We start from the raw sequence: 26,831 nt of genomic DNA, 5'->3' as shown, positions 1-26,831 counted from the left end.
CCGGACCCCACACCGGTCCCGGCAGTCCCGCGTTCGTCTCTCCGGGTGAAAGTCCTGTCTCCGTGTCCGACCCCCGCAGTAGCCTGGGCATCCGCCGTCTCACGATCCGGGCAGGCCATGCCAGGGGGGACGCCTTGGGGGATCAGCACCACGACCACGCGGACACCGACCGGTCCGACCAACCGGCAGGCACCGCACAGGCCACACCGTCCTTTCCCGCGCAGCTGAGACGGCTGCGCAGGGAGCGCGGACTGTCGCTGGCCGATCTCGCACGCCGGACGCACTACAGCAAGGGCTATCTCAGCAAGATCGAGACCGGCGCCAAGCGGGCCACCGTCGACGTGGCCCGCCAGTGCGACCAGATCCTGCGCGCCGACGGCGCGTTGCTCCGCCTGGTGCGGGAGGCGGGGTCCGCCGAGCGCGGCGCCGGTGCGGCCGCCGACACCGCCGCGCCCGCCTGTCCGTATCGCGGACTGTCCGCCTTCACCCCGCAGGACGCGGCCTGGTTCTTCGGCCGGGAACGGTCCACGGCCGCGCTCGTCGAGCGGGTGTTCCAACGCGTCGGCGGCGGACCGCTGTTACTCGTCGCCCCGTCCGGCGCAGGCAAGTCCTCGCTCCTGAACGCCGGTCTCGTCCCGGCGCTGCGGCGCCCCGGCGGCTTCCCGATGCCCGGTGCCGAGCGCTGGCCGGTGGTCGCCCTGACCCCCACCGTCCATCCGCTGGACGAACTCCTCGAACGGACGGCGAAGGTCCTCGGCAGCGATCTCCGCCTCACCGCACGGGAGTTGACCGAACGGCCCGAGGCCCTGCTGGAAGCGGTCCGGGCCCGCTCCGACGGCGCCCCGCCCGGGCCCGACGGGCGCCGCCCGCCGCCGGTCCGGCCGGTGCTGCTGGTCGACCAGTTCGAGGAACTCTTCACCCTCTGCACCGACGAGAGCGAGCGACGGGCCTTCGTCCGGGTGCTGCGCGCGCTGTCCACCGGCGGCCCGGACCCCGCCGTCGTCGTGCTCGGCGTACGCGCCGACTTCACCGGCCGCTGCCTCGAACTCCCCGAACTGGCACCGGTGTTCACCGACGGTTTGTTCGTCCTGCTGCCCATGTCCGTGGCGGAACTGCGCGAGTCCATCACCCGCCCCGCCGAACTCGCCGGCGTCACCCTCGAACCCGGCCTGGTCCCCCTCCTCCTGCGCGACGCGGGCCTGCGCGACGAACCCGGCACCGGGCCGCACACCGCCACCCCCGACACCACCCCGTCCGGCGCCCTGCCCCTCGTCTCGCACGCCCTCCTCGCCACCTGGCAGCAGCGCGAGGGCACCACCCTCACCGTCGCCGGGTACGAGCGCACCGGCGGCATCCAGGGCGCCGTCGCCCGCACCGCCGAGACCGTGTTCGCCCAGCTGTACCCGGCCGAACAGCGCACCATCCGGCGGGTGTTGTCCCGCCTCGTCCATGTCTCCGACGAGGACACCGCCGCGACCCGCCGCCGCGTCGGCCGCGGCGCCCTGATGGAACAGCTCGCCGACGCGGACGCCGCCTCGGCCGCCCTCGACGTCTTCGTCCGGGCCCGGCTCGTCACCGTCGACCGTGACACCGTGGAGATCACCCACGAGGCGCTGCTGCACGCCTGGCCCCGGCTGCGCGACTGGATCCACGCCGACCGCGCCGGACTCCTCATCCACCAGCAACTCGCCCACGCCGCCGCCGAATGGGAGCGCGAGAACCACGACCCGTCCGCCCTCTACCGCGGCACCCGCCTCGACACGGTCCGCTCCTGGGCCGACGACCTCGACGGCCGCAGCCGCCTCGGCCCCCGCGAGGTCGCCTTCCTCAAGGCCGGCCAAGCCGAGGAGGACGCCCGCCGACAGCTGGCGAGACGTCAGATCCGGTTCCGCCAGGCCCTGTTCGCGACCCTCGCCGTCCTTCTCGGCCTCGCGGTGACCGCCGGAGGCCTCGCCTACCAGCAGCGCGCAGGCGCCCTGGACCAGGAGCGTGTCGCCCGCTCCCAGGCCCTCGCCGTGCAGTCCACCTCCCTGGCCGGCGGCCGGCCCGAGGCGTCCATGCTGCTCGCGGAGGAGGCCTACCGCACCGACCGCACCCCCGAGGCCCGCGGCGCCCTGCTGAGCACCCAGGCCCAGGCGTTCTCCGCCCGCCTCGTCGGCCGGCACGGGCCGGTCAACGCCGTCGCCTTCGCACCCGACGGCCGCCTCCTCGCGACCGGCGGCTCGTACGGCGCCGTACAACTGCGCCGTATCGCCGACCGCCGGACGACCGCCACGCTCCCGGTGCCCGGACGGGTCCGCGCGGTCGCCTTCGGTCCCGACGCGTCGACCCTCGCGGCGACCTCGTCGGACGGTCCGGTACGGATCTGGGGCACCGCCGACCACCGGCTGCGGACCCTGCTGCCCGCCGCGACCGCCGGCGCCCGCGCGCTCGCCTTCGACCCGCGCGGCCGTACCCTCGCGGTCGCCGGGGACGACGGAACGGTCCGGCTGTGGGACCTCGGCGCCGGCCACCCCACCGCGGTGCGGCTCGCCGGGCACACCGGCCGGGTCAACGCGCTGGCCTACGCCCCGGACGGCCGGACCCTCGTCTCGGGCGGCTCCGACCGGACCGTACGCCTGTGGGACACCGACCGGGGACGGCCGCTCGCCGTGCTCAGGGGGCACACCGACGAAGTGCTCGGAGTGGCCTTCGCGCCGGACGGCCGGAGCGTGGCCTCCGGGGGCGTCGACCGGACCGTACGCCTGTGGGACGTGGCCTCGGACCGGTCCACGGCGACACTGACCGGCCACAGCGACGACATCAACGCGGTCACCTTCACACCGGACGGCACGACGGTCGTCAGCGCGGGCGGCGACGGCACGACCCGCCTGTGGGACGTGCGGACGGGCCGGCCCGTCGCGGTCCTCGCCGGGCACACCGACTACGTGATGTCCGTCGCCGTGGACTCCACCGGGACGACGCTCGCCACCGGCGGCTTCGACCAGTCGGTGGTGCTGTGGGACCTGCGCGGCCCGGTGCTGACGGCCCGTCCCTTCACCGAGGTCTCGCAGTCCGCGTACAGCCCCGACGGCAAGCTCCTCGCGACCGCCGACGCCGACCACACCGTACGGCTGTGGGACGTGGCCGGGCGCCGGCTCGTCACCACGTTCAAGGGCCATCGCGAGAGCGTGTTCTCGGTGGCGTTCTCACCGGACGGTCGGACGCTCGCGTCGGCGGGTTCGGACGGCACGGTCCGGCTGTGGGACGTCCGGTCGCACCGCGCGCTCGCGACCCTCACCGGCCACACCGGCGACGTGTTCTCGGTGGCGTTCGCGCCCGACGGCCGCACCCTCGCCTCGGCGGGCTCCGACCGCACGGTCCGCCTCTGGGACCTCGCGGGCCGCCGTCAACTCGCCGTCCTCCACGGCCATACGGACTCCGCCAACGATGTCACGTTCAGCCCCGACGGCCGCACCCTGGCCAGCGCGGGTGACGACCTGACCGTCCGCCTCTGGGACACCGCGGCCCACCGCCCGCTCGCCACCCTCACCGGCCATACCGGCGCGGTGCGGGGCGTGGCCTTCAGCCCCGACGGCCGCACCCTCGCGAGCAGCGGCAACGACGGCGCCGTCCGCCTGTGGGACGTCCGCCACCGCCGCTTCGAGACCTCCCTCACCGGCCACACCGGCTCCGTGCGCGGTCTCGCCTTCTCGCCGGACGGCACGCTCCTCGCGAGCAGCGGCAGCGACCGCACGGTACGGCTCTGGGACGTCGCAGGACGGCGGCCGTGGGCCACCCTCACCGGGCACACGAACGCGGTGTGGGGCGTCGCGTTCGCCCCCGGCGGAGGGACCCTCGCGAGCAGCAGCAACGACGGGACCGTACGCCTGTGGGACCTCGACCCGGCCGCCCAGCTCACCCGGATCTGCCGGCTGCGCGGGGCGATCGGCCCCGAGGAGCGCAGGACGCTCATGCCGGGTCTGCCCGCGAACCCCGGCCCCGCGTGTGTGAAGCCGTGAGCGCCGACCGCCGGATGCCGCTGGTGGGAGCGGGTTTCCCAGGGGTTTCCCGTTGCCTCTCGGGGTGGGGTGACGCCGGGTCCTCGACCGGTCGGGCGGGGGTCGGCAGGCTGGTGCACGACCACGTACGGACCACAGAAATCGGGGGTCCCGGCATGCTCCGGCGGACCGGAATCATCGGCACACTCATCGGACTACTCGCCCTCGTCCTCTGGGCACCCTCGGCCGTCGCGGCTCCGGCCGCCGACGGCTGCGGTGTCCTCGCACCGGGCGCCTCGGCCGCCGCGCAGAGCGCGATCGCCGCGGCCTGCGCCCAGGTCGACGCGGGCACCTGGTACACGTGGGGCGGCGGCCACGGCGACACGCCGGGCGCCACCCTCGGCCACTACGACGGCGTGGACGAGGCCAGCAGGCACGACGGCGAGCGGGTCGGCTTCGACTGCTCGGGCCTGGTCCGCTACGCCTACGCGCGGGCCGCGGGCTCCGACATCCTCAACGGCGACGCGAGCGGGCAGTACTACACCACCCGCGCCGCCGCCCGCTTCACCGCGGCCCAGGGCCTCGCCCCGCTGCTCCCCGGCGATCTGCTCGCCTACGGCGACTCGGCGGACCTGCACCACATCGCGATCTACCTCGGCGCGGGCAGGATGGTCGAGGCCCGGCAGTCCGGCACGCATCTGATGGTCAGTGATGTCCGGCTGGGCGGCGACTACTTCGGAGCCGTCCGCGTCGACACCGGCGCCGTCACCGGCCATGTCTTCCGGACCTGGGGCACCGGCGTCTGGACGAAGACCGCACCCTCCGTCAGCGCCACCCGCGTGTACGCCTTCCCCGGTCCGACCAGCATCCGCGTCGAGTGCCAGAAGCACGCCGAGACCGTCACCTCCGACGGCTACACCAACGACGCCTGGGCCTATCTGCCCGACTACAAGGCATGGATGACCAACATCTACATCCAGGGCCCGGCCTGGCTGGACGGCGTCCCCACCTGCACCACCTGATAAATACCGTGCTCCGCGCCCCGGGCTTCCCTACACTCGCCCCATCCGATGACGAGTGAGGGGAGCCCGGCCGTGTGTCACACCACCGCTGGCGTCGCTCCCCGCTCCCGGTACGAGGTGATCCTCGTGTCTTTCGCCCTCCGGTGCCCGCCGCGCGGCCGGCCCCGGAACACCCGTGACGTGACAGCTTTCTGACGCTCCGTCAACTGCACTGTTCCGCACGGGAATCGCGCTGCCCTGCATGGAATCAATCTCGAAAGGCCACGGGCCGTGCGCACCGAACGCCCTCTCACCACACCGCTCTCCGCCGTCCGCAACCTGGGCATCCTCGCCCACGTCGACGCCGGCAAGACCACCGTCACCGAGCGGTTCCTCTACCTCACCGGCACCACCCACAGGCGCGGTGAGGTCCACGACGGCACCACCGTCACCGACTTCGACCCCCAGGAGCGCGACCGTGGGATCACCATCTTCGCCGCGGCCGTCACCTGCGCCTGGGACGGTCACCGGATCAACCTGATCGACACCCCGGGCCACGTCGACTTCGCCGACGAGGTGGAACGGTCCCTGCGCGTCCTCGACGGCGCCGTCGCCGTGTTCGACGCCGTCGCGGGCGTCGAGCCGCAGAGCGAGTCGGTGTGGCGCCAGGCCGACCGGTACGGCGTCCCGCGCATCGCCTTCGTCAACAAGCTGGACCGCACGGGCGCCGACCTCGACACGGCCGTCGCCTCCCTCCGCGAACGGCTCCATCCGGCGCCGCTCGTGGTGCAGCTGCCGATCGGCACGGAGGCAGGTTTCACCGGCGTCGTCGACCTGCTGCGGATGCGGGCCCTGGTGTGGACCGACGGCGACGACACGGCACAGGAACTCCCGGTGCCGGACGACCTGTTGGAGGAGGCGGGCCGGCGCAGACGACTGCTGGAGGAGGCGGTGGCGGAGCTGCATCCGGGCGCGCTGGAGGAGTTCTACGACGGATCGGCCCTGTCCGCCGAGACGTTGAGGGCCGCCCTGCGCGACCTCACCCGCACCGGCGAGGGCGTCGTCGTGCTGTGCGGCTCGGCCTACCGCAACCGCGGCATCGAACCGCTGCTGGACGCCGTGGTGGCGTATCTGCCGTCGCCGTCGGACGTCCCGGCGGTGCGGGGCATGTACGACGGCGGTGCGCAGGAGCGGGCGGCCGATCCTCAACTGCCGTTCTCGGCACTCGCGTTCAAGGTGAGCGCGACCGCGACCGGGCGGCTGACGTATCTGCGGGTCTATTCGGGCACGATCGAGAAGGGGGACACGGTGTGGGACCCGGGCGCGCGGCGCACCGAGCGGATCGGGCGCATCCTGCGGGTGCAGGCCGACCGGCACGAGCGGCTCGACCGTGCGGTCGCCGGGGACATCGTCGCGGTGATCGGACTCAGGTCGGCCCGCGCGGGCTCGACCCTGTGCGCGCCGGACGCCCCGCTCGTCCTCGAACCGCCCGCCGTCGCCGACCCGGTGGTCTCGGTGGCGGTCGAGGCCCGCAGGAGCACCGACACCGACCGGCTGACCTCGGCACTGGCCCGACTGGCCGAGGAGGACCCGTCGTTGACCGTACGCACCGATGGCGAGACCGGGCAGACGGTCCTGTCCGGCATGGGCGAACTGCACCTGGAGGTCGCGGTGGAGAAGATCCGCCGGGCCACCGGTGTGGAGGTCGCCGTCGGCCGGCCCAGGGTCGCCCACCGCGAAACCGTCGTGCGCGGGGTGTCCGGACACGTCTTCCGGCACGTCAAACAGGACGGCGGAGCGGGCCAGTTCGCGCACGTCGTGCTCGACGTCGAACCGCTGGACGGGCCCGGGTTCGAGTTCCGCTCGGCGGTCGTCGGCGGGCGGGTGCCGCAGGAGTACGTCCGCTCGGTGGAGGCCGGGTGCCGTGACGCCCTCACCGAGGGGCCGATCGGCGGCTTCCCGGTGACCGGGCTGCGCGTCACGCTGACCGACGGGGCGACCCATGTGAAGGACTCCTCGGAGCAGGCGTTCCGCACCGCGGGCCGCCTGGGCCTGCGGGAAGCCCTCCGCGCGTGTACGACGGTGCTGCTCGAACCGGTCGTCGAGGTCACCGTCACCGTGCCCGAGGACGCGGTCGGCGGTGTGCTCGGCGACCTCGCCGCCCGGCGCGGACGGGTCACCGGCTCGACCGCCCGGACGGGTTCGGCGACCGTCACGGCGACCGTGCCGCTGGCCGAACTCTTCGGCTACGCGACGCGGTTGAGGAGCCGGACGCAGGGCCGGGGCACGTTCACCGCCCGGCCGACGGGCTACGCGCCCGCGCCGGCAGCGGTGACCGTCCGGTGACGGTGGCGGGTGCGGACCGAAGGGGGAGCTTCGGCCCGCACCCGCCACGTACGCGGGACTCCGGGGGTGTCAGGGACCCCCGGAGTCTCAGTGCCCCCGGAGTCTCAGTGCCCCCGGAGTCTCAGGGGTACGAGACCACCGTGGACGGCACGGTCGACGTGCCCGAAGTGGGCGCGCCCGTCTCGTTGATGACGTGTTCGTACTGGCCCTGTCCGCCGAGCGAGACGACCAGCAGGTCGTGGAACTTCACGCCCGAACGGTTCGGCGCCGCGAAGCCGTTGTGCTGCACGATCGACGGGTTGACGTTGTAGTAGCAGTAGCTGCCCAGACCCCAGCCCTCGTGCGCGGTCACGTTGTCGGCGACCTTGTAGGCGGCGTAGCCCTTGACCGAACCGTTCTGGATCGCGGCCTGGTTGGGCGCGTCGTACGCCTTCTCGTTCTGGAAGAAGATCGTGCGCCCGCGCTCGCCGTTCCACTGCACGTCGTACTTGTTGAAGTGCTCCACGAACAGGCCGGTGGCCAGCACGTCCGCGCCGTTGACGACGAGGCCGTAGTCGGCCCGGTTGGTGTCCCAGCCGATGCCCGAGCCGTGGTCGGCACGCCAGAGCCAGGTGTGGTCGACGATGGTGTGCCGGTTGTTGATGACCATGCTGGTGGTCGCCTTGCCGGCGCCCGCGCCGCCGATGCGGACGAAGACGTCCTGCACGGTGGTCGGGTTCGCGGAGTGGTCCGTCGTCGTGCCCGACGGGCCGACCTCCAGCAGGGTGGCCGAGTTGACCGAGCCCGCGTCGATCAGGAAGCCCGCGAGGCGCACGCCGTCGACGTCGGCCGTCTTCAGCGCCGTGACTCCGTTGTCCGGGACCAGCGTCGCGTAACCCAGGCCCAGGACGACGGTGTTGGCGCGGTTCACCTGGATCGGCTGGTTCAGGTGGTAGATGCCCGGGGTCAGCAGGAGGTGGAGTCCCTGCGCGAGCGCCTGGTTGAGGGTCGCGGCCGTGACGCCCGGCTTCGCGACGTAGAACTGCGACAGCGGCAGCGAGGTGCCGCGCGGGGTGCCGTTGCCCCAGGTCACGCCGCTCGCGTTGGTGCGCTTCTCCGGGAGGAAGACGCGGTACTCGGAGCCGTTCAGGTACAGGAAGGGCTTCTCGCGGGAGACCGGGGTGGTGGCGAGGGTGGTGTACACCGGGTTCGGGAAGCCCTGCGCCGGAGCGCCCTGGACGCCCGAGAAGACCATGTTCCAGACGCCGTTGAGCCAGCCGCCGATCGCGCTGTCGCGGGTGTACCACTGCTGCTGCGAGTACGGCTGGACCTGGCCGTCGATCCGGCTGTCGGCGATGTAGCCGCCGCTGGCCCAACCGTAGCCGTTCGGGGCGAGGTTGAGGTTTCCGCGCACGTGCATCCGGCGGAAGGGGGCCGCCTGAGCCACGGCCCACCTGTTGGTGCCGCTCACGGGGACCAGGGCGAGGTTCTCCGCCGAACGCCAGAAGTTCTGGGTGGCGTTGCCGTTGAACCAGCCGGCGTCGACCGTGACGTCACCGTTGATGGTGGTGTCGTCGGGGGAGAGGCCGAGACCCGCGATCGAGGTGTAGAAGCCGAGTTGGGCGTTGAGCCCGGAGTAGGTGCCGGGCTTGAAGAAGACGGCGTAGCGGCCGGTGCCGAACTGGGCCGTCTCCTGCTGGGCGAAGATCTGGTCCAGCCTCGCCTGGATGCCCGAGGTCGAGGGGTCGAAGACGATGACGTTCGGGCCGAGGTCGCCGCCGCCGGGCAGCGCGCGCGGGGTCACCGCGGTGGTGGAGGTGGGGGTGGCGGCGGCGGAGGCGGGCGTCGGCAGCCCGGCCAGGGCGGACACCGCGGCGGCGGCTCCGAGGACGGCTCTGCGGGGAACTGAGGACATATGGCGGCTCTCCTTGTTCATGAAATGAACGCGGGTGGGGATGGGAGCGCTCTCTCGCGGGGGAATGCTTCAGGTCCGTGAACGCGGACGTCAAGAGGTGCGACCGAGTTCGACGAGTGGCGTCCAAACTCTTGACGCGTCTGACTTCCGAGGTTTAACTCACGTCCTAAATTAAGTCGTGAGTGCATTCCCTGAAGGGACACCCGGAGTATGCGCAGCATCCGAGCCGCGGCCGTAGGCGCCGTCACCATGTCACTCGCCCTAGCGGCCACGGCCTGCGGAGGCGGTTCGTCCACGGGTGGGGGATCCAACGACTCGCCCAAGACGCTCACCTACTGGGCCTCCAACCAGGGCGCCAGCATCGCCATCGACAAGAAGGTCCTGCAGCCCGAACTCGACAAGTTCAAGAAGCAGACCGGCATCACGGTGAAGCTGGAGGTCGTGCCCTGGTCCGACCTCCTCAACCGCATCCTCACCGCGACCACGTCGGGACAGGGCCCCGACGTCCTGAACATCGGCAACACCTGGAGCGCCTCCCTCCAGGCCACCGGCGCCTTCCTGCCGTGGACCTCGGCCAACTTCGCGAAGATCGGCGGCAAGGACCGCTTCGTCGACTCCGCGCTCGGCTCCACCGGAGCCACCGGCAAGGACCCGGCCGCCGTCCCGCTGTACTCGATGGCCTACGCGCTCTACTACAACAAGCAGATCTTCGCCGACGCCGGCATCTCCCAGCCGCCCGCCACCTGGGACGAGCTGGTCGCCGACGGGAAGAAGATCCAGGCGAAGGGCAAGCAGGTCCTCGGTGCCGAGGGCGCCAACGTCTCCGAGAACATCCACCACACCTTCGTCTTCGCCAAGCAGCACGGCGCCGACTTCTTCACCGCCGACGGCAAGGCCGACTTCACCAACGACGGCGTCGTGGCGGCCGTCAAGCAGTACGTCGACCTGATGGCCAAGGACAAGGCCATCCCGGTCGGCAACGCCGAGTACGCGCAGAACCAGTCCGTCAGCGACTTCGCCAAGGGCAAGACCGCGATGCTGATGTGGCAGTCGGCGTCCGCCAACCTCAAGTCCCAGGGCATGAGCGACAGTTCGTACGGCATCGCGCCGATCCCCGTGCAGTCCGGCACCCCGGGCACCGGCGCGCAGACCAACTCGATGGTGGCCGGCATCAACCTGGCCGTCTTCAAGAACACGAACAACCTGGACGGTGCCACCAAGTTCGTGAAGTTCATGACCAGCGACGCCGAGCAGAAGATCCTCAACACGGCGTACAGCTCCATCCCGCCGGTGAAGACCGCGCAGGAGGACACCGCGTTCAACACCCCCGCGAACGCCGTCCTCAAGGACACCCTCGCGAAGAGCGCCGCCGCGCTCCCGCAGGTCGCCGACGAGTCCCAGTTCGAGACGGCGGTCGGCACGGCCGTCAAGGACCTGTTCGCCGACGCCGCCGCCGGACGAGCGGTCACCACCGCGTCCGTCAAGGCGGAGCTCCAGAAGGCCCAGCAGCAGATGCCGGCGAAGTGAGTGCGACTGTGACGAGCACTGTCACCCCGGAGGCCGCCGTGCGGAAGGACTCTTCCGCCACGGCGGCCCCCGGGCCGCGCCGCCGCCGTACCGACCGGATCCGCCGCATCGGACTGCCGTACCTGCTCCTCCTGCCCGCGCTGATCCTCGAACTCCTGGTCCACCTGGTGCCGATGGTCATCGGCATCGTCATGAGCTTCAAGGAGCTCACCCAGTTCTACATCCGCGACTGGGGCACCGCGCCCTGGTCCGGCTTCGGCAACTACAAGGTCTCGGTGGACTTCAGCGCCCCGGTGGGCAAGGCGCTGCTGCACTCCTTCTTCGTCACGGTGGTCTTCACCCTGCTGTCGGTCGCCTTCTGCTGGCTGCTCGGCACGGTCACCGCGATCTACATGCAGGACAACTTCCGCGGCCGGGGCATCCTGAGAGCGCTCTTCCTCATCCCGTACGCGCTGCCGGTCTACGCGGCCGTCATCACCTGGGTCTTCATGTTCCAGCACGACAACGGCCTGGTGAACCACGTCCTGCACGACCAGCTCCACCTCACCGACAAGCCGTCGTTCTGGCTGATCGGCGACAACAGCTTCTACGCACTGCTCATCGTGCACGTGTGGAAGGGCTGGCCGTTCGCGTTCCTCATCGTCATGGCCGGCCTGCAGAACATCCCCAAGGAGCTGTACGAGGCCGCGTCCATCGACGGCGCGGGCATGCTGCAGCAGATCCGCCGCATCACCCTGCCGTCGCTGCGCCCGGTCAACCAGGTGCTGGTCCTGGTGCTGTTCCTGTGGACGTTCAACGACTTCAACACGCCGTACGTCCTGTTCGGCAGGTCGGCGCCCGAGGCCGCGGACCTCATCTCGGTGCACATCTACCAAGCCTCGTTCGTGACCTGGAACTTCGGCACCGGCTCGGCGATGTCGGTCCTGCTGCTGCTGTTCCTGCTCGTCGTCACCGGCGTGTACCTGGTGGTCACCTCACGCGGAAGGAAGGCGGCCCATGGCTAGCTCCTCGCTCTCCAGGTCGCCGATGGCGCCGCCCCGCTCGTTCCTCTGGTCGCGGCGGATCTTCCTCACCCTGCTCGCCGGCTTCGTCCTGGTGCCGGTGTACGTCATGCTCTCCAGCTCGCTGAAACCGCTCTCGGACGTCACGGGCAAGTTCCGCTGGCTGCCGAGCGGTCTCACGATCCGCCCGTACATCGACATCTGGTCGACGGTCCCGCTCGCGAAGTACTTCATGAACTCGCTGATCGTGTCCGTCTCGGCCACGCTCTGCTCGGTGGTCATCGCGGTCTTCGCCGCCTACGGCGTCAGCCGCTACGAGTTCCGCGGCAAGCGCGTCTTCACGGTCACCGTCCTGTCCACCCAGATGTTCCCGGGCATCCTGTTCCTCCTCCCGCTGTTCCTCCTCTACGTCAACATCGGCAACGCCACGGGCATCGCCCTGTTCGGCTCGCGCGGCGGCCTGATCCTGACGTATCTCACCTTCTCGCTCCCCTTCTCCATCTGGATGCTGATCGGCTACTTCGACTCCGTGCCGCGGGACTTGGACGAAGCCGCGCTGGTCGACGGCTGCGGACCGCTCGGCGCGCTGCTGCGCGTCGTCGTCCCCGCGGCGATCCCCGGCATCGTCGCGGTCGCCGTCTACGCCTTCATGACCGCGTGGGGAGAAGTCCTCTTCGCCTCGGTCATGACGAACGACTCGACCCGCACGCTCGCCGTCGGACTCCAGGGCTACTCCACGCTCAACGACGTGTACTGGAACCAGATCATGGCCGCCTCGCTGGTCGTCAGCGTGCCCGTGGTCGCCGGCTTCCTGCTGCTGCAGCGCTATCTCGTCGCCGGGCTGACGGCGGGCGCCGTCAAGTGACCGACCCGACCAACTCAGCTGACTGTGAAGGAACTTCAGTGACCATCGATTTCGCCGCACTCCCGCACGACTTCCTGTGGGGCACGGCCACCGCGGCGTACCAGATCGAGGGAGCCGTCGCCGAGGACGGGCGTTCGCCGTCGATCTGGGACACCTTCTCGCACACTCCCGGAAAGATCGAGAACGACGACAACGGCGACGTCGCCTGCGACCACTACCACCGCTGGCGCGAGGACATCGGCCTCATGCGCCGACTCGGCGCCAACGCCTACCGGTTGTCGGTCGCCTGGCCCCGGGTGATCCCCGGCGGCGACGGCCCGGTCAACCCCAAGGGCCTCGCGTTCTACGACGAGTTGGTGGACGGACTCCTCGAAGCCGGCATCACTCCCTCCGTCACCCTCTACCACTGGGACCTGCCCCAGGCCCTCCAGGACCGCGGCGGCTGGCCCGAGCGCGCGACGGCCGAGCACTTCGCCGCGTACGCCTCGGTCGTGGCCGAACGCCTCGGCGACCGCGTCACCCACTGGGCGACCCTCAACGAGCCGTCCTGCTCGGCCTGGATCGGCCACCTCGAAGGCAAGATGGCTCCCGGCTGGACCGATCTGACGGCTGCCGTCCGCGCCTCGTACCACCTGTTGCTGGGCCACGGCCTGGCCGCGCAGGCGATCCGCGCCGCCGCCCCGGACGCCCAGGTCGGCATCGTCAACAACCTCTCCACGGTGTTCCCGGCCTCCGACCGCGACGAGGACGTCCGGGCGGCCCGCCGGCAGGACGGCCACGTCAACCGCTGGTGGCTCGACCCGATCCACGGCCGCGGCTTCCCGGCCGACATGGTCGAGACGTACGGCGTCGAACTCCCGGAACAGCCGGGCGACCTGGAGACCATCGCGACCCCGCTGGACTGGCTCGGCCTGAACTACTACTTCCCGGCGACCGTCGCCGACGACCCCGACGGGCCGGCCCCCTTCACCCGCGCCGTGCGCCGCTCCGGCGTCCCGCGCACCGGCATGGACTGGGAGATCGACGCGTCGGGCATCGAGACCCTGCTGCTCCGCCTCACCGAGGAGTACGGCCCCCGCCGGATCTACGTCACCGAGAACGGCTCCGCGTTCCCCGACGTCGTACGCCCCGACGGCACCGTCGACGACCCGGAGCGCCAGGACTACCTGGTCCAGCACCTCGCCGCGTGCGCCTCGGCGGCCCGCAGGGGCGCCCCGCTGGCGGGCTACTTCGCCTGGTCGCTGCTCGACAACTTCGAGTGGGCGTACGGCTACGAGAAGCGGTTCGGACTGGTCCACGTGGACTACGACACCCAGGTCCGCACGATCAAGGGCGCCGGCCACCGGTACGCGGACATCATCCGCGACCACCGCGGCCGGGCGCGACGCGCGGCCTGACCGAGACCGTTCCGGTGGGTGCGGGCGGGGGAGCCCGCATCCACCGGAACACCGACAGCCCTCCTGCCCCAGCCGTCCCATCCATTCCGTCGGCCTCGAATCTGTCATGCGCACGTCAACAAGATCGGCACGTCCATCGCTCCTTCCGCCACCTCCTGCAAGGAGACCCGCATGCCGTCCCGCACCCTGCTCACCGCACTCGCCACGCTCACCACCGCGGCCCTGCTCTCCGCGGGCCCCGCCCTGGCCGCCCCCGCCCCGCGGGCCGCGGCCGCCGCGGCCTGGGACACCGACCGGGCGGCAGCCGCCTACGCCGCGAACCCGGCCGCGGTCACCGCCTCCGGGAGCGAGAACGCCGGCACCGCCCCCGGCCTCGCCTTCGACGGCAACGGCACGACCCGCTGGTCCAGCAACTTCGCCGACGACGCCTGGATCCGTCTCGACCTCGGCACCACCCTCCGCGTCGACCGCGTCACCCTCGACTGGGAAGCGGCCTACGGCAAGAGGTACGTCCTGGAGATCTCGAGGAACGGCACCGACTGGACCCCGTTCTACACGGAGACCGCGGGCACCGGAGGCTCGGTCACCACGAGCACGTACCCCCAGGAGGTGACGGGCCGCTACGTCCGCCTGCGCGGGGTGGAACGTGCCACGCCCTACGGCTACTCGCTCTACTCCTTCAAGGTCTACGGCGGCGAACCGGCGCCCGCGTCCACCACCCGCACCAACCTCGCCCTGAACCACCCGGCGTACTCCAACTACTACCAGCACAACGGCAATTCACCCGCGTACGTCACCGACGGCGGCTGGCCCGCCAACCTCAAGGACGACGCGAGCCGGTGGTCGAGCGACTGGAACGCGGACCGCTGGGTCTCGGTCGACCTGGGCGCGAGCTCGACGATCTCCACGGTCGACCTCTACTGGGAATCGGCCTACGCCGTCGACTACCTGCTCCAGGTCTCGGACGACAACTCCACCTGGCGCACGGTCTACGAGCCCTCGGCCGCCGACATCGCCGCCCGCCGGGCCGACGTCCAGTCCCCGGCCGACGCCACGGGCCGCCACGACACGGTGACCCTGCCCCAGCCGGTCACCGGCCGCTACGTCCGCATGCTCGGCAAGGAACGCCGCTCCTTCTACAACCCGGCGCCCTCCACGGCCCAATTCGGCTACTCGCTCTACGAGTTCCAGGTCTGGGGCACCGGCGGCAGCGCGGCGGCGGCCTACCCCGCCCTCCCCGGTGACCAGTCGGGCACCTACCAGACGACGTTCTTCGACGACTTCACGTCCGCCGCGCTGGACCGTTCCAAGTGGCGGGTGGTCAGGACCGGCATCGAGATGGGCTCGGTCAACGGCGAGTCCCAGGCGTACGTCGACTCCACGAACAACGTCCGTACGCAGAACGGCGAGTTGATCCTCGCGGCGAAGTACTGCAAGGGCTGCACCCAGGCGGGCGGCGGCACCTACGACTTCACGTCCGGCCGCATAGACACCCACACCCACTACGACTTCACGTACGGCAGGGTCAGCGCGCGGATGAAACTGCCGGTCGGCGACGGCTTCTGGCCCGCCTTCTGGCTGCTCGGCAGCAACGTCGACGACCCGTCCGTGTCCTGGCCCGCCTCCGGCGAGACCGACATCATGGAGAACATCGGCTACCCGACCTGGACGAGCACGGCCCTGCACGGCCCCGGCTACTCCGCCGACGGCAACATCGGCGCCCGCCAGACCTACCCGAACGGCGGCACCGCCGACCAGTGGCACACCTACGCCGTCGAATGGACCCCGACCGCGATGCGCTTCTACGTCGACGACAGCCTCGTCCAGGAGACCACCCGCAACAAACTGGAATCCACCCGCGGCGCCTGGGTCTTCGGCCACAACCAGTACGTCATCCTCAACCTCGCCCTGGGCGGCGCGTACCCGGCCGGCTGGAACCAGGCGACGACCCCGTACTGGGGGTTGCCGCAGTCGAGCGTCGACAAGGTGGCGGGCGACGGAGTACAGGCCGAGGTGGACTGGGTCCGGGTGGAGCAGAAGCGCTGAGAGCAGGACCGGCCCGGAGCGCGGAACCGGGCCGGTCCGCAGGTCAGCAGTCCCTGAACTCCGGTGACTGGTTCAGTACTTGGGCCCGCACCGACGTGAACCGCGCATAGGTCTCCCCTTCCAGGGCGGCCGGGCGGAACGCCGCCACCCGGTGGCAGTTCTGGAAGGCCAGGGCTACGCCGAAGTGGCGTTCCAGGCTGCCCCGGATCGCGTCGCTGGCCAGGGCGCGGAGGAGCTGGCCGCGTTCCTGTTCGGACGGGGGCGGGGTCTGGTTGTCGGTGAACTCCCTGGTGCCGTCGTTGAGTTCGGTGACGAGGCCCGCGATGAGGTCGTAGGCGTAGGGGAGGGACGTGCGGACCGTGTCCACGAAGTCCGCCTCGCGGATGTCACCGTGCTCGGCTTCGGCGAGGAGCTTCGGGGAGACGTCGAGAGACATGAAAAGGGGTGTCCTGTCCGGTGGTTGGGGTGGGAGGTGGGGAGTGGGCCGTCGTCAGGGGCGTCGTGTCGGGCCCGGTACGTAGTCCGGGTCGACCTGTGCCGCCAGGTTCAGGCCCGTCGCCCTGTCCGCCCAGGCCTGGGCGTTGCGCAGGTGCAACTCGACCGCGTGGCGGTGCAGGGTCGGCCAGTCGCGGGGACGGGCGTCGACCGTTTCGCGGAGGACGTTCAGGGCGTGGCGGTTGTGCGGTTCCAACTCGCCCTGTGCGCGGCCCTGTTCGGCGGCCCGGACCCAGGGGGACTGGACCAGGTGGGTCAGGAGGTCGTCTCCTGTCTCCTCCTTGAGGAAGAGGAGGTCGTCCTCGCCGGTGACCTTGTTGCCGATCACGGCGAGGCGGATGCCGAACTCCCGGGCGTGGTCGCGGTACTGGCGGTAGACGGAGACGCCCTTGCGGGTGGGTTCGGCCACCAGGAACGTGATGTCGAAGCGGGTGAACAGGCCCGAGGCGAAGGCGTCGGCGCCCGCTGTCATGTCGACCACGACGTATTCGCCGGAGGTGTCGGCGAGGTGGTTCAGGTACAGCTCCACCGCGCCGAGTTTGGAGTGGTAGCAGGCCACCCCGAGGTCGCTCTCCTCGAACGCGCCCGTCACCATCAGCGGAACATCACCCGCCCGGCCCACGTGCCGGGCGTGCACCTCGTCGTCGCCGAGCAGGCGGAGCAGCCGTGAGCCGCCTCCCGGTGGCGTGGTCTTGATCATGGCCTCGGCGGAGGCGATGCGCGGGTTGGTGCCGCGGAGGAAGTCCTTCAGTTCGGTCAGGTGGGCGGCCAGGGGCGGGGCGACGGCCGCTTCCGTGTCGGGGGCCAGGGCCTCGGCGAGGTGCTGGTTGATGTCGCCGTCGATGGCGAGCACGGGGGCGCCGGAGCGTGCCAGGTGGCGGGCGAAGAGGGCCGACAGCGTGGTCTTTCCGCTGCCGCCCTTGCCGACGAACGCGACGCGCACTACCGGTCCGCCGCCTTCGCCGTTTTGAAAATGAATGTCATGTGGGTAGGTTTTAGGGGCTGGCCGCGAGGCTGTCAAATCCAGTGGATCAAGGGTGATCCCGGGGGCTGCGTGCAGGGTGATCAAGGTTCGGGAGACTTAATGCATATGATGTGCAAGTGCTTGACTACTGCATCAGGGCGGCAGGCCCGGACGATGTCGACGGTGCGCGTGCCGTGATGCTCGACACCGTCTACCGCGACTTCGGGACCGGCTACGTGCCCCGCTGGCACGGCGACATCGTCGACCCGTCCGCCGCCTACCTCGCCCCGGACCGCCACACCCTCCTCGTGGCGCTCGACCCCGCCGACGGCACGGTCGTGGCGACCGCCGCCCTCGACTCGCGCGGACCGGCCCACCCGCCGAACCCGCGCGACCTCGCCGAGCGCTACCCCTCCGGTGGGACCGCGCAGCTGCGCCGCGTCTACGTCCGCCCCGCGCACCGCCGCCGCGGCCTCGCCCGGCGTCTCGTCGCCGACCTCCTCGCGTTCGCCGCGGCCGACGGCGGCTACCGCGCCGTATATCTGCACACCGATCCCGCCGTGCCCGGCGCGGAAGCGTTCTGGCGGTCGCTCGGGAAGGTCGTGCACGACGAGCGCGACGATCCCGGCGGCCAGGGCATCGTGCACTTCGAACTGGCGATGGAGCGATGACCGCGATGCGATTCCGGCGCTCGAACCCCGGCACAAGTGGGCCCGTCCAAAGGCGAGTCGGGTCGCTGCGGCGGTCCCGGCCGCTGCTCGCCCTCGTGCTCGCGCCGGTCCTCACCGGCTGCTTCGCCTCCGCCGGCGAGGAGACCGGGGAAGGCGCCGGGGACGGGAGGCCCGGTCTCCGGCTGCGGGTGGCGCTCGCGTTCCCGCCCGCCGAGAACCTCTCCCCGTACGGCGCCGACGCCACGATCCTCAGCCGCCTCGGTGTCACCGAGGGGCTGACCTCACTGGACGCCAATGGGTCCGCCGCACCCGCGCTGGCCCGGTCCTGGCAGCGGGAGAACGACCGGAGCTGGCTGTTCACCCTGCGCGAGGCGAGCTTCCAGGACGGAACCGATGTCACCCCCGGCCGGGTGGCCGCCGCCCTCGGTCACGCCGCCGAGGCGAAGCCCGCTCCCGCCGCTCTCTCGGGTGTCGCCCTCACCGCCGAGCCCGCGGGCGCCGACCGACTGCGCATCACCACCGACTCACCTGATCCCGTACTGCCGTTGAGGCTCGCCGGGCCAGCCCTCGCCGTGCTCTCCCCGAAGGCCTACGAGGGCAAGGGGCGCGTCGATCCGGTCGGCACCGGCACCGGTCCCTTCGAGCTGACGCACGTCACCGGTGCCACCTCGGCCACCCTCGACCGCTTCGACGACTACTGGGGCGGCCTCGCCCAAGCCCCCGGAATCGACGCACGGTTCATCGCGGACGGCACCGCCCGCACCAACGCGCTGCGCACCGGACAGGTCGACATCGCCGAGGCGATACCCGTCGCCCAGGCCGCCACCCTCGACGCGGACACCCGCCGCGAGACCGCCACCACCCGCACCACGAGCCTCCAACTCAACACCAGAAGCGGCGCGTTCAAGGACCCGAAGCTCCGCGCCGCCGCCCGCGCGGCCGTCGACACCGCCGCACTCGCCAAGGGTGTCTACGAGGGGCACGCCGACGCCGGCACGGGTGTCTACGGCCCCGCCGTCACCTGGGCCGCGGGCAAGCGCGAGCGACCGGCCGGGCGGGCCGGGGCCGCGGCGCCCGGCGGGCGGACCGTCACCCTCGCGACCTACGACAACCGGCCCGAACTCCCCGAAGCCGCCCAGGTGTTGAAGCAACAGCTCGAACAGGCCGGATTCAAGGTCGACCTGGAGGTGCGCGAGTACTCGCGGATCGAGAGCGACGCGCTGGCCGGAAAGTTCGACGCGTTCGTCGTCGCCCGCAACACCCTGGTGGACACGGGGGACCCGGTGGCCGTGCTCGCCAGCGACTACACCTGCGACGGCGGCTACAACCTCGCCCTGCTGTGCGACAAGGACGTGGACCGGGCCGTGGCGAAGGCCGAGGGCACCGCCGACACCTCCGCACGGCAGAGCGCGGCGATGGCGGCCGAGGCCGAGATCCTGGGCGCCGACGCCGTCGTGCCGCTCGTGCACCAACGGGTCGTCACCGGCGTCGGTCCGTCCGTGGAGGGCGTGCTCCTCGACCCGTACGAGCGCACCCTCGTCGGCCCCGGAACCCGGCGCTGACCCATGCCCCACCGCACGGCCACGCTCCTGTGGCGCGCCCTCCTCGCGGCTGCCCTGGTGTGTGCCGTGGGCCTGCTGCCCTGGCTCTCCCGCACCGACCCGGCGCTCACCGTCCTCAAGGCGCGGTCGGCGGAACGCGACCCCGACCCCGAAGTACTCGCCGCCGTCCGCGGCCAACTGGGCCTCGACGAAGGCCCGTTGCACCTCCTCGGCCAGTGGCTCTCCGGTCTGCCCCGCGGTGACGCCGGACGCTCCTGGATCTCCGGCGCCGAGGTCATGCCGGGTCTGCTCCAAGCGCTGGGCGCCTCCCTGCTGTTGATGAGCGCGGCGGCACTGGTGGCCGTCGTCACCGCAGGGGCTGTGTGCGCGCGGACGCTGCGGCGGGGCGGTCGTTCGGTGGAGTCGCCCGGCGCGCGGCCGGGGCGCCTGGCCCGCCGTCGATCCGCCCTCCCCGTGGAGGACGCCGGAGGCAGCGGCTCCGCCGTACTCGCCGCGCTCCCCGAGTTCCTGACCGCCTCCGTGCTCGCCACCGTCGTCGGGGTGCAGCTCGGGTGGCTGCCGGCACTCGGCTGGTACGGGCCGCGCTGGACGGTGTTGCCGGCGCTCGCGCTCGGGCTGCCCGCCGGGGCCGTGCTCGGGCGGCTGCTGGATGATCTGCTGCCGGGAGCGTTCGGCGAGCCGTGGGTGCGGGCCGCGGCGGCGCGGGGGCTGTCCGGGCGGCGGATCGCCCGGCAGGCTCTACGGCGGTGTCTGCCCGGACTGCTGCCCACCACGGGGCTGTTCGTCGTCGGGCTGACCGGCGGCGCCGTCGCCGTCGAGCAGATCTTCGACATCCCGGGACTCGGACGGACCACCCTCCAGGCGGCCCTGGCCCAGGACCTGCCCGTGCTCCAGGCCGGTACCCTCGCCCTCCTTCTCCTCGCCGCCGTCGCCGCCGGACTCACCCGGCTCGCGGCCCGGCTCCTCATCGGCCCCGCGCTCCGCGCCGACGCCCTCCCGTCCCTGCACGGCCCCTCCGCATCAACCGGCCGACGCACCCTGCCCGTTGTCCACGGAGCACTCCTCCTCGGCGTCGTCGCGCTCGGCCTGCCCCGCGATCCGCTCGCCCTCGACACCGGGATGCGGCTCCACCACCCCACCTGGGCCCACCCGTTCGGCACCGACGCGCTCGGCCGGGACCTCCTCGCCCGGGTCGCCCACGGTGCCGTCGACACCCTGGTACCGGCCCTCGCGATCAGCGCCGTCGCGCTCGGCACCGGTGTACTGCTCGGGCTGCTGCCCCGGATATCGGGGCCGCTCGTCGACACGGTGAACGCCGTACCGCCGGTCCTGGCCGCGCTGTTGGTCACCGCCGTCGCGGGCAGCGGGGCGGCGACCCCGGCCCTCGCCGTCGCCGCACTCGCCTGGACACCCCTCGCGGCACACACCTCCGCACTGCTCCGCCAGGAACGCGCCACCCTGCATGTGACCGCCACCCGGGCTCTGGGCGCGGGCCGTTGGCACATCCTGAGGCACGCACTCCTGCCCGCCGTGCTGCCGCCCGTCACCCGGCACGCGCTGCTCCGCCTGCCCGGTGTCGCCCTCGCGCTCGCCTCGCTCGGCTTCCTCGGCCTCGGCGCGCAACCGCCCGCCCCGGAATGGGGCCTTCTCCTCGCCGAGAACCAGCCCTACGCCGAACGCGCGCCCTGGGCCGTCCTCGCCCCCGCCGCCGTCCTCGCCCTCCTCGGAGCGCTGGCCGTCAGCGCGGCGCGAGGCGGGCAAGGGGCCAAGCGGAAACGGGAGGTGGCCGTCCGGTGACCTCCGCGACCCTCGCGCGGACCCCGCTCCCGGCCTTGCTCCGGCTGCTGATCCTCACCCAACTCGCCTTCAACATCGGGTTCTTCGCCGTCCTGCCGTTCCTCGCCGAGCACTTGGCGGAGGCGATCGGCATGGCGGGGTGGCTGGTCGGGCTCGTGCTGGGGCTCAGGACCTTCAGCCAGCAGGGGCTGTTCGTGGTGGGCGGGGCCCTCGCCGACCGATACGGCGTGCGGCCCGTGGTGCTCGCGGGATGCGCCCTGCGGATCGCCGGGTTCGGCTGGCTCGGGTACGCGGCGGACACCTGGTCCGTCGTCGGGGCCGTCCTCCTCATCGGGTTCGCCGCCGCGCTGTTCTCACCGGCGGTTGAGTCGGAGGTGGCACGGCAGGCCGTCGAGTGGGAGGCGGCGGGCGGGGGTTCACGCACCCGCGTGCTCGCCCTGTTCACCGTCTCCGGTCAAGTCGGCGCGTTCGTCGGCCCGTTGCTCGGGGCGCTGCTGCTCGCGGTGGACTTCCGGGTGGCCTGCCTGGCCGGGGCCGGGGTCTTCGTGCTCGTGCTCGCGGGGCACGCGCGGCTGTTGCCGCAGCACATTCCCGGGCGGTCGCGCGTAAGGGAGAGGGGCGGTGTACGGGCCCTGCTGCGCAACCGGCCCTTCCTGGCGCTGTGCTGTGCCTACGGCGCCTACCTCCTCGCGTACAACCAGCTCTACCTGGCGCTCCCCGACGAGGTGGAGCGCGCGGCGGGCTCGCAGGCGCCGCTGGCCTGGCTGTTCGCGCTGTCCTCGCTGCTGGTGGTGACCACGCAACTGCCGGTCACCCGGTGGGCGGGGGAGCGGCTCGACCCGCGCCGGTCCATGACGGCCGGGCTGTCGCTGATCGCCGTCGGGTTCGCGGTCGTCGCGCTGGCCCGGCCCGCCGAACTCGGCGGTGTCGCCGGGGTGTTGCCCGCGGCCGGCTTCGTCGTCCTGCTCACCCTCGGCCAGATGCTCATCGCCCCCGTCGCCCGCGCCTGGGTCCCCGACCTCGCCGAACCCGGCCGCCTCGGCCTCTACACCGGAGCCCTGTCCTCCGTCTCCGGCCTGATCGTCCTCCTCGGCAGCGCGGCCACCGGCACCCTCCTCGACACGGGGCTGCCGGCGGCCGTTCCCTGGCTGGTGCTGGCGGCCGTACCGATGGCGGCGGTCGCGCTGCTGCCCCGCCGGCCCCGCTCACCCCACCCGCCACCCCGCTCCCGCTGAACACCCCACCCCGTTCCCGCTGAACACCCCGCCCGTCACCCCCGTACCAACCCATGAACCGGATATGAGCTGCCCCCTAAACCGCCATCGGCGGCAACGGCGGCAGCGGCGCGTGGGAGGATCCGTCACCATGAGCGCTTCCCCGGCGGTTCGGAGTCTGCGCGCCGCGGTGTTCGCCGCGGTGTGTGTGCTGCTGGCCGCCGCCGGGCACGGGCTGGCCACCGGGGCCGTGCCGCCCTGGTGGGCGGACGGTGCCGGGTTCCTCGTCGTGTTCGTGATGGGGTGGCTGCTCGGCGCGCGGGAGCGGTCCCTGCCCGGTATCGGGGCCGCGATGCTCGCCACCCAGGCCGGACTCCACCTCGGGTTCGACGCCACCAGGCCCAGCGCGGGCGGCGGTATGGCGATGGCCGGGATGGCCCACATGTCGGGGCACGCCATGGCCCCCATGCGGCAGTCGCAGGCGATGACCCCGCACGCCGTGGCGGCGCACGTCGTCGCCGCGCTCGTCGCGTCCTGGTGGCTGCGGCGCGGGGAGGCCGCGCTGTGGTCGCTGCTGCGCTGGGCGGCCGTCGCCCTCGTCCCCGGACTCGCCGCCTGGTGGCGCGACGCCCCCGCACCCCAGCCCGCCCGCTCCACCGGCCGCCCCGGACGCACCACCGCCGACGCGGCCCCCCTGCGCCAGCTCCTCCTGCGGCACGCCGTCAGCCGCAGAGGACCACCGAGCGCGATCCCGTACCCGGCCTGATCACCCATCTTCCTTTTCCCGTACGGAGATCGCCTCACCATGTCCGCTCACCGCACCACCCTGCGCCGCGCAGGCACCGTCGCCGCGCTCGCCACCGCCGGAGTCCTGGCCGCCGCCGGGGTCGCCTCCGCGCACGTCACCGTCCACCCCGACAGCTACGCCAAGGGAGCCACGGACGGCGTGCTGACCTTCCGTGTCCCCAACGAGGAGGACAAGGCCGCCACCACCAAGGTCCAGGTCTATCTGCCCACCGACCACCCGGTCCTCGGAGTCCTGGTCACCCCGCAGGACGGCTGGACCGCGAAGGTCACCACCAGCAAGCTGAAGACGCCGGTCAAGACCGACGACGGCACCATCACCGACGCCGTCTCCCAGATCACCTGGACCGGCGGGAGGATCGGCGCCGGACAGTACGAGGACTTCAACGTCGCCTTCGGTCAACTGCCGGACGACACCGACCAGTTGTCGTTCAAGACGCTCCAGACGTACTCGAACGGCGATGTCGTCCGCTGGATCGAGGAGGCCGCGGCGGGCGACGACGAGCCGGAGAACCCGGCGCCCGTCCTCAAGCTCACCGCCAAGGAGAGCGAGGACGGCGACGGGACCCCGGCCGCCTCGGCCTCGGCGGCGGCCGGCTCCACGAAGTCCGACTCCGACTCCGACTCCGACTCCGCTTCCTCCTCGTCGAGCAGCGCGTCGAGCAGCGACTCGACCGCCCGCGGGCTCGGCATCGCCGGGCTGGTCGTCGGCGTCCTCGGCCTCGCGGCCGGCGCGTTCGCGATCGTGCGCAGCCGGACCCCGCGGTCGTAGCGGAGCAGCCCTGATTGCCGCGTAGTGCGCGGCACGCCAAAAGGCCCGGATCATCTCGTGATCCGGGCCCTTCGGCGCAACCGTCCCTACTGCGGGACGAGTTCCCGCAGCTTCTCCTCCGCCGGGATCTCCTCGACGCGACAGGTGCGCGAGGTGCGCCGGAGCCAGAGGATGTCGCGGCCGAAGGACCACACGAGCGTGCCGAGCGCGAGGGCCACCACGGCGAGGTTCGCCGCGTAGGGCAGCAGGTTCGAGCCCGCGAGGAGGAGCAGGACGCCCTGCGTGGCGGCGACCGTCTTGCGGGCGGTGCTCGGCGGCAGAGGAGCGTTGAGCCACGGCCAGACGCGGGCCGCGGCGACGAACGCGTAGCGCATCGCGCCGATCAGCAGCACCCACGGGCCGAGCCGGGTGGAGACGTAGACGCTGAGGACGAGGATCAGGAACGCGTCGACCTCCATGTCGAAGCGCGCGCCCAGCGCGGTGGAGGTGCCCGTGCGCCGGGCGACCTTGCCGTCGACGCCGTCCAGGATCAGGGCCACCGCCGTCAGTCCGACGAACAGGGTGACCGGCGGCGAGCTCTCGAAGGAGTCCGCGACCAGCGCGGTCACCCCGCCGACCAGGATCGCCCGGCCGAGGGTGACGCGGTTGGCCGGGCCGAAGGAACGGGTCCGGGTCCGGTGCAGGGCCTTGGACAGCACGGCCCAGGTGGCGACGGCGAACGCCAGGCCGGTCAGCCAGCCCGCCGGGCCCATCCCGATCGCCGTGCCGAGCAACGCCAGCAACAGGATCTGGACGCCCGCTCCCACAGCGGTCTCCTGCTGGACCAGCCTTGCTTCGTATGTGTTGTTCAGGGCCACCGCACACCCTCCGGCCGTATGACAGAGTCGATCAACGCCGCGTACTGTGCGCGGCCTGTGGTTACCCGTACGTGAACAGCTTCCCGATCGTTCAGGAGGATCCCGATGAAGCGCACCGCGAGGGCGTTCTGGATCGGTCCGCCCGGTCACGGCGAGATACGCGACGTCGTCCTGCCGGACCCCGCCGAGGGCGAGGTGGTGGTCCGTTCCCTGTGGTCGGGCGTGAGCCGCGGCACCGAGACGCTGGTCTTCCGCGGCGGCGTCCCCGAGAACCAGCACGCGATCATGCGGGCGCCCTTCCAGGAGGGCGACTTCCCGGGCCCGGTGAAGTACGGCTACCTCAACGTGGGAGTGGTGGAGGAGGGACCGGACGCGCTGGCCGGCCGTACCGTCTTCTGCCTCTATCCGCATCAGACGCGCTACGTCGTTCCCGCGAGCGCCGTGACACCGGTGCCGGAATCGGTGCCCGCCGGGCGGGCCGTGCTCGCCGGGACCGTGGAGACCGCCGTGAACGCGCTGTGGGACGCGGCGCCGCTGGTCGGTGACCGGATCGCGGTGGTCGGCGGCGGGATGGTGGGCTGCTCGGTGGCCGCGCTGCTGGCCCGTTTCCCGGGCGTACGCGTCCAGCTGGTGGACGCCGACCCGGCGCGCGCGAAGACCGCCGAGGCGCTCGGCGTCGGCTTCGCGCTGCCGGCGGACGCGCTCGGCGACTGCGACCTCGTCGTGCACGCCAGCGCCACCGAGCAGGGCCTCGCCCGAGCGCTGGACCTCCTCACGCCCGAGGGCACCGTCCTCGAACTCAGCTGGTACGGCGACCGGAAGGTCAGCCTCCCGCTCGGCGAGGCCTTCCACTCCCGCCGCCTGGTGATCCGCAGCAGCCAGGTCGGCACCGTCTCCCCGGCCCGCGCGAACCGCAGCTACGCCGACCGGCTCGCGCTCGCCCTCGACCTCCTCGCCGACCCCGCGCTGGACGCGCTCGTCACCGGGGAGAGCGACTTCGAGGAACTGCCCCGGCTGCTGCCGAGGCTCGCCTCGGGGGAGATCCCGGCGCTGTGCCACCGGGTGCGTTACGCCGACATCGGCTGAGAACCGTTCAATTCCGTACGAGCAAGCGCGTCTGACCTGAGAAAAGAGTGAGAGTGGGCTGAACAGGGGGAGGCGTGCAGCCGTACTACACGGCATCCCCCGGCAGGGTTCAGCCGGGGGACCAGACGCGCCGCACCTGGAGGGTCGTCCGTTGTTCAGCATCACCGTCCGCGATCACATCATGATCGCCCACAGCTTCCACGGCGAAGTGTTCGGTCCCGCGCAGCGGTTGCACGGAGCCACGTTCCTGGTGGACGCCACCTTCCGGCGCGAGCAGCTGGACGACGACAACATCGTCGTCGACATCGGACTGGCCACCCAGGAGCTCGGTGCCGTCGTCAGCGAGCTGAACTACAGAAACCTCGACAACGAGCCCGACTTCGCCGGGATCAACACCTCGACGGAGTTCCTCGCGAAGGTCATCGCCGACCGGCTCGCCGAACGGATCCAGAAGGGCGCGCTCGGTGACGGCGCCCGGGGTCTGACCGGACTCCAGGTCACCCTGCACGAGTCGCACGTCGCCTGGGCGAGTTACGAGCGTGCCCTGTGAGC

At 72.0% G+C, this 26,831-nt stretch carries 20 protein-coding genes; 16 read left to right on the top strand and 4 right to left on the bottom strand.

Annotation, left to right across the window (positions count from 1 at the left end; genetic code table 11):
* Nucleotides 1–134: 134 nt before the first annotated feature.
* From ACIPTO_RS01895 to fusA, 3 genes are all read left to right on the top strand, one after another.
* Nucleotides 135–4,001, top strand: a complete 3,867-nt coding sequence (locus tag ACIPTO_RS01895) for a helix-turn-helix domain-containing protein (RefSeq protein ID WP_401188584.1) — start codon at nucleotides 135–137, stop codon at nucleotides 3,999–4,001.
* Nucleotides 4,002–4,156: 155 nt separating this feature from the next.
* Nucleotides 4,157–5,002 carry an NlpC/P60 family protein gene (locus tag ACIPTO_RS01890; RefSeq protein WP_401188581.1) on the top strand — a complete coding sequence of 282 codons (846 nt, stop codon included), beginning with the start codon at nucleotides 4,157–4,159 and terminating at the stop codon, nucleotides 5,000–5,002.
* A gap of 270 nt (nucleotides 5,003–5,272) precedes the next feature.
* Nucleotides 5,273–7,327 (top strand): elongation factor G, encoded by a 2,055-nt coding sequence (gene fusA, locus ACIPTO_RS01885; protein ID WP_401188579.1) that lies wholly within the window; start codon nucleotides 5,273–5,275, stop codon nucleotides 7,325–7,327.
* Between the two features lie 121 nt (nucleotides 7,328–7,448).
* Here the strand turns inward: fusA and ACIPTO_RS01880 are convergent, their stop codons facing one another.
* Nucleotides 7,449–9,221, bottom strand: coding sequence for a coagulation factor 5/8 type domain-containing protein (locus ACIPTO_RS01880; RefSeq protein ID WP_401188578.1), 1,773 nt, complete (start codon nucleotides 9,219–9,221; stop codon nucleotides 7,449–7,451).
* A 210-nt stretch (nucleotides 9,222–9,431) separates the two neighbouring features.
* On the opposite strand from ACIPTO_RS01880, the gene ACIPTO_RS01875 reads away from it, so the two are divergent.
* The 5 genes from ACIPTO_RS01875 to ACIPTO_RS01855 all read left to right on the top strand — a co-directional run bounded on the left by ACIPTO_RS01875 (nucleotide 9,432) and on the right by ACIPTO_RS01855 (nucleotide 16,057).
* On the top strand, nucleotides 9,432–10,748 hold the full coding sequence (locus ACIPTO_RS01875) for a sugar ABC transporter substrate-binding protein (RefSeq protein WP_366311408.1): 1,317 nt from the start codon (nucleotides 9,432–9,434) through the stop codon (nucleotides 10,746–10,748).
* 8 nt (nucleotides 10,749–10,756) lie between these two features.
* Nucleotides 10,757–11,752, top strand: coding sequence for a carbohydrate ABC transporter permease (locus ACIPTO_RS01870; protein ID WP_401188576.1), 996 nt, complete (start codon nucleotides 10,757–10,759; stop codon nucleotides 11,750–11,752).
* On the top strand, nucleotides 11,745–12,614 hold the full coding sequence (locus tag ACIPTO_RS01865; RefSeq protein ID WP_266774173.1) for a carbohydrate ABC transporter permease: 870 nt from the start codon (nucleotides 11,745–11,747) through the stop codon (nucleotides 12,612–12,614). The genes ACIPTO_RS01870 and ACIPTO_RS01865 overlap by 8 nt, the downstream gene beginning before the upstream one ends.
* A 38-nt stretch (nucleotides 12,615–12,652) precedes the next feature.
* On the top strand, nucleotides 12,653–14,011 hold the full coding sequence (locus ACIPTO_RS01860; protein ID WP_366311404.1) for a GH1 family beta-glucosidase: 1,359 nt from the start codon (nucleotides 12,653–12,655) through the stop codon (nucleotides 14,009–14,011).
* Nucleotides 14,012–14,182: 171 nt separating this feature from the next.
* Nucleotides 14,183–16,057 (top strand): discoidin domain-containing protein, encoded by a 1,875-nt coding sequence (locus tag ACIPTO_RS01855; RefSeq protein WP_401188573.1) that lies wholly within the window; start codon nucleotides 14,183–14,185, stop codon nucleotides 16,055–16,057.
* A gap of 43 nt (nucleotides 16,058–16,100) precedes the next feature.
* On the opposite strand, the gene ACIPTO_RS01850 is transcribed toward ACIPTO_RS01855, so the two are convergent.
* Complete coding sequence (locus ACIPTO_RS01850; protein WP_401188571.1) at nucleotides 16,101–16,493, bottom strand: SCO5389 family protein; 393 nt, start codon at nucleotides 16,491–16,493, stop codon at nucleotides 16,101–16,103.
* Between the two features lie 54 nt (nucleotides 16,494–16,547).
* Nucleotides 16,548–17,495 (bottom strand): ATP-binding protein, encoded by a 948-nt coding sequence (locus ACIPTO_RS01845; protein ID WP_401188569.1) that lies wholly within the window; start codon nucleotides 17,493–17,495, stop codon nucleotides 16,548–16,550.
* 158 nt (nucleotides 17,496–17,653) lie between these two features.
* Here ACIPTO_RS01845 and ACIPTO_RS01840 point away from each other — a divergent pair, with 158 nt between their 5' ends.
* The 6 genes from ACIPTO_RS01840 (at nucleotide 17,654) to ACIPTO_RS01815 (ending at nucleotide 24,336) form a co-directional block, all read left to right on the top strand.
* Nucleotides 17,654–18,187 carry a GNAT family N-acetyltransferase gene (locus ACIPTO_RS01840; protein WP_401188567.1) on the top strand — a complete coding sequence of 178 codons (534 nt, stop codon included), beginning with the start codon at nucleotides 17,654–17,656 and terminating at the stop codon, nucleotides 18,185–18,187.
* A gap of 5 nt (nucleotides 18,188–18,192) precedes the next feature.
* Nucleotides 18,193–19,749, top strand: coding sequence for an ABC transporter substrate-binding protein (locus ACIPTO_RS01835; RefSeq protein WP_401189670.1), 1,557 nt, complete (start codon nucleotides 18,193–18,195; stop codon nucleotides 19,747–19,749).
* 3 nt (nucleotides 19,750–19,752) lie between these two features.
* Entirely contained in the window at nucleotides 19,753–21,546 is a 1,794-nt protein-coding gene (locus ACIPTO_RS01830; protein ID WP_401188564.1) for an ABC transporter permease subunit, read from the top strand.
* Nucleotides 21,543–22,781, top strand: a complete 1,239-nt coding sequence (locus ACIPTO_RS01825; protein WP_401188561.1) for an MDR family MFS transporter — start codon at nucleotides 21,543–21,545, stop codon at nucleotides 22,779–22,781. Before ACIPTO_RS01830 ends, ACIPTO_RS01825 begins: the two co-directional genes overlap by 4 nt.
* A 130-nt stretch (nucleotides 22,782–22,911) precedes the next feature.
* A complete protein-coding gene (locus ACIPTO_RS01820; RefSeq protein WP_401188558.1) occupies nucleotides 22,912–23,526 on the top strand; it encodes a hypothetical protein in 615 nt (204 codons plus the stop codon).
* Between the two features lie 39 nt (nucleotides 23,527–23,565).
* Nucleotides 23,566–24,336 carry a YcnI family protein gene (locus ACIPTO_RS01815; protein WP_401188555.1) on the top strand — a complete coding sequence of 257 codons (771 nt, stop codon included), beginning with the start codon at nucleotides 23,566–23,568 and terminating at the stop codon, nucleotides 24,334–24,336.
* An 86-nt stretch (nucleotides 24,337–24,422) separates the two neighbouring features.
* Here the strand turns inward: ACIPTO_RS01815 and ACIPTO_RS01810 are convergent, their stop codons facing one another.
* On the bottom strand, nucleotides 24,423–25,193 hold the full coding sequence (locus ACIPTO_RS01810) for a CDP-alcohol phosphatidyltransferase family protein (protein ID WP_366311386.1): 771 nt from the start codon (nucleotides 25,191–25,193) through the stop codon (nucleotides 24,423–24,425).
* Nucleotides 25,194–25,298: 105 nt separating this feature from the next.
* Here ACIPTO_RS01810 and ACIPTO_RS01805 point away from each other — a divergent pair, with 105 nt between their 5' ends.
* Both ACIPTO_RS01805 and ACIPTO_RS01800 read left to right on the top strand, forming a co-directional pair.
* Nucleotides 25,299–26,279, top strand: coding sequence for a zinc-binding alcohol dehydrogenase (locus ACIPTO_RS01805; protein ID WP_366311384.1), 981 nt, complete (start codon nucleotides 25,299–25,301; stop codon nucleotides 26,277–26,279).
* Nucleotides 26,280–26,430: 151 nt separating this feature from the next.
* The gene (locus tag ACIPTO_RS01800; RefSeq protein ID WP_366311382.1) at nucleotides 26,431–26,829 is read left to right on the top strand and encodes a 6-carboxytetrahydropterin synthase; all 399 of its coding nucleotides are present in this window, start codon (nucleotides 26,431–26,433) and stop codon (nucleotides 26,827–26,829) included.
* Nucleotides 26,830–26,831 lie beyond the last annotated feature (2 nt).

The organism is Streptomyces sp. NPDC090083, assembly GCF_044747445.1.
Lineage (GTDB): Bacteria > Actinomycetota > Actinomycetes > Streptomycetales > Streptomycetaceae > Streptomyces.
Note: the sequence above shows the minus strand (reverse complement) of the source record. Positions and strands in the feature narration are given on the sequence as shown.